The organism is Actinosynnema sp. (genome assembly GCF_052038725.1).
On record NZ_JBQGCX010000822.1, the window covers coordinates 1 to 3,239 of the forward strand.

The 3,239-nt window shown below is 74.6% G+C and carries 3 protein-coding genes; 1 reads left to right on the plus strand and 2 read right to left on the minus strand.

Translation table 11 applies throughout. From position 1 onward, the window contains the following. A partial coding sequence (locus ACTUAL_RS16920) for an alpha/beta fold hydrolase (protein WP_440900942.1) occupies positions 1 to 1,212 on the minus strand: 1,212 nt, incomplete at its 3' end. 140 nt (positions 1,213 to 1,352) lie between these two features. Here ACTUAL_RS16920 and ACTUAL_RS16925 point away from each other — a divergent pair. Continuing rightward, positions 1,353 to 1,862, plus strand: coding sequence for an RDD family protein (locus ACTUAL_RS16925; RefSeq protein ID WP_440900943.1), 510 nt, complete (start codon positions 1,353 to 1,355; stop codon positions 1,860 to 1,862). Here ACTUAL_RS16925 and ACTUAL_RS16930 read toward each other — a convergent pair. Next, the gene (locus tag ACTUAL_RS16930) at positions 1,838 to 2,578 is read right to left on the minus strand and encodes an SDR family oxidoreductase (RefSeq protein ID WP_440900944.1); all 741 of its coding nucleotides are present in this window, start codon (positions 2,576 to 2,578) and stop codon (positions 1,838 to 1,840) included. The two genes, ACTUAL_RS16925 and ACTUAL_RS16930, sit on opposite strands and share 25 nt — an antisense overlap. Positions 2,579 to 3,239 lie beyond the last annotated feature (661 nt).

A 3,239-nucleotide genomic window follows, 5' to 3' on the forward strand; every position in this document is an offset into this window, starting at 1 on the left:
GTACGCCCAGCCGAACACCGGCCACCTCGGGCCCTGCCGGTCGCTCAGCGCCTTGTTCCGCGCCGCCGTCCGGGGCACCTCGTCGCCGCAGGTCACCGCGTAGTACGTGCCGGGGTACGAGGTGTGGTCCGCAAGCCCCTCGGCCACCCTCGCCGGGGTCAGCCCGCTCAGCGGCACGCCGAACTCGCGCGCCGACACCTCGTCCAGCCGCGCCCGCAGCGCCTCCGGCGTCCCGGGGTCCTCGCCCAGCGCCGCGACCAGGACCGCCGCCGACAGCAGCCAGACCAGCTCGTTGCCCATCCCGACGAAGATCCGGTCGTACGCGTCCGGCGCCACGCCGTGCCCGGCGTACACCTCCCGCGCCCGCTCCCACGCGCCGCGCGGGTCCTCGCCCACCGCGTCCGGGAACTGCCTGGACAGCCACGGGAAGTACTGCTGCTCCAACTGCCGGTCGCCGATCTGCGGCCACGCCTCGAACGCCGCCTGCAACCGGCCCTGCCAGTTCACGCTGGAGTCCAGCACGACCTTGCCGACCCGGTCGGGGAACAGCGACGCGTACTTCGCGCCCAGCCACGAGCCGTACGAGTAGCCCAGGTAGTGCAACCGCTCCTCGCCCAGCAGCGCGCGCACGAGGTCCACGTCGTGCGCGGTCTGCCAGGTGGTGACGTACGGGGTGCGGGCGTCGCTCTGGCAGGCCTCGGCGACCGCCCTGGGCTCCTTCGCGTGCTCGGCGAGGCTGGCCGCCGAGCGGTCCCGCGCGTCGAGCAGCCCGGTGGGCAGCCGGTCGGCAGGCACCTCGCAGGTGAACGCGCTGCCCGCCACGCCCTGCTGCCCCGTGCCGCGCGGGTCCATGCCGATCAGGTCGTACGCCCCGGCCAGGTCCGGCGCGAGCGCGGCCAGGTCGCCCGCGAGGCCTGCGCCCTGACCGCCGGGGCCGCCGGGGTTGACCAGCATCGCGCCCCGACGCCCGCCGGTCGCCCGGCTGCGGCTGATCGACACCTCCAGCTCCGCGCCGGAACCGGGGTCCGCCCAGTCCCTCGGCACGGTGATCAGCGCGCACTCCAGCGGCGCGGTGGGGGTGAACGCGCACTCGCCCCAGGTGACGGCCTGGTCCGCGTACTGCCGGGCCGGATCGGCCGGTCCGGCGTGGGCGGGTGGCGCGGCGGTCAACGCGAGCGTCGCCGCCATGAGAACGGATACCTTGTTGCGCAAGGGTTCTCCCCTCGTCCGGGTGCGGGTGTCCGGCGCCCACCCTGGTGCGCGGACCCCGGCGGGCGCGTCGTCCGCGCGGACGAGACCCGCCGCCCGGTCTAGTGCTCGCGGGGGTGGTGGCGGTGACTACGGTGTCACCCGTGCCCATCGACGCCGAGCCGGTCGTGCTCCGCCGCTACGCCCAGTTCGCGCTCGACAACCTGCTCGCCGCGGTGGTCTCCGCGCTGTTCGCGGTGGGGCTGTTCGCGCTCGCGCTGGTGCTGATCGACCGGGGTCTGCTCAGCCGCGAGGCAGGCCCTCACGTCATCCCGGTCGTGGCCTGGTCGTACGCGGGGGCGCTGCTGCTGAGCGCGCTCTGGGTGCACGTGTGGTCGCCGCTGCGCAACGGCGGCGCGTCGCCGGGGATGCGGCTGGTGGGCATCCGGGTGCGCGCGCTCGACGGCGGCGAGCCGACGCTCGGCGCGAACCTGCTGCGGTGGTTGGTGATGGCCGTCGACGGGCAGCTGTTCGGGCTGGTCGGCGCGGTGCTGATCGCGGTCACGCCGAAGCGGCAGCGGCTCGGCGACGTGGTCGCGCGCACGGTGGTGGAGCGGGTGCGGCCCACCGGGACCGCACCCCGGCCCAGTCAGACCTCCAGCGCCGCCAGGTAGTCCGCGAACGTGCGCTTGCCCCGGTCGTGCTCGCCGGAGGGGGTGAGCGCGCCGGACGCGAGCTGCGCCCCGACCTCGCCCAGCTCCTGCACCCGGATCTCCCGCCGGTCGCCGGTGCGCTCGAACAGCCGCCGCGCCATCTCCGCCAGTGTGAGCTTCTCCTGCCCCGCCAACGTCCTCGCGCGTCCCTGCGGCTCCCCGGTGACCAGCTCGACCAGCCGCTCGGCCACGTCCTCGGTCGCCACCGGCTGCGACAGCATCGGCATCAGCTCCACCACCTCCCCCTCGACCCGCGCGGTGTTCTGCTCGGCGAACTCGAAGAACTGGGTGGCCCGCAGGATCGTCCACGGCACCCGCCCCTCGGAGACGATCCGCTCCTGGAGGCGCTTGCCGTAGTAATAACCGAGGTCCACCTCGTCGGTCCCGACGATCCCCAGCACCACCAGGTGCCCGACCCCGTGCCGCGCGCACCCCTCGACCAGGTTGGTCGCCACGGTCCCGAAGAACCGCTCGGCGCTCTCCCGGTCCCACACCGCCGTGTTCGCCACGTCGATCACGCCCGCGCACCCGGCGAGCGCCGCGTCGAGCCCCTCGCCGGTGACCAGGTCGACGCCGCGCGACGGCGACAGCACCACGGCCTCGTGCCCGGCCGACTCCACCGCCGCGACGACCTTGCGGCCCACGGTCCCGGTCCCACCGGCCACTGCGATCTTCATCGTCATCCCTCCGCTGTTCGGTGCTTCCGGGGGAGGACGAGGTGGGGGAGCGGGGTGTGACAGGTGATTCCACAATATTCCTGCACTATCGCTTCAGTGTCAGTCGAAACGAGGCCGGGGTGGCGGGAACCTGCCCTGAGCGCCGGACTGCGCCGGGCTCGAAGCGGTTGCGAGGACCGCTGGAGCGGGGAGGCCGGATGCACAGTGGCCGGTTGCTGGTGGGGCGACCGCTGGCCCGTGTCCTGGACGAACGCCTCCGCCCCGCCGTAATCCGCGCAACGCCTGGGTGCCGCTCGGCGCCCCGGCTGGCGGTGGGCCGCTTCGTGCCGGTGGGCGGCACGTGGGTCGAGTCGGACACGAACCTGCCCGGCGGGGAGGTGACGCCGAGCGGAGCGGCGCGGAACTGGCCCGCGCGCGCCGCACCGCGGACCTGGAGGGCTCCCCGCGGGTGCGCATCGCCACCCCGGCCGAGTTCTTCACCGCCGCCCAGGCCGACTACCCGGACCCGCCGGTCCCCTCCAGGTCCTCGCCCTCCGGCTGTCACGGACCTGAGCGCTCCGCCGGTTCTTCCTGTCCCAGCAGCGCGTTCACCCGGACGAGAACCCCGAGCTGGGCCCGGTTGAACCGCTCGGCGAACGCGGTGGCCACCACCGCCGCGGCC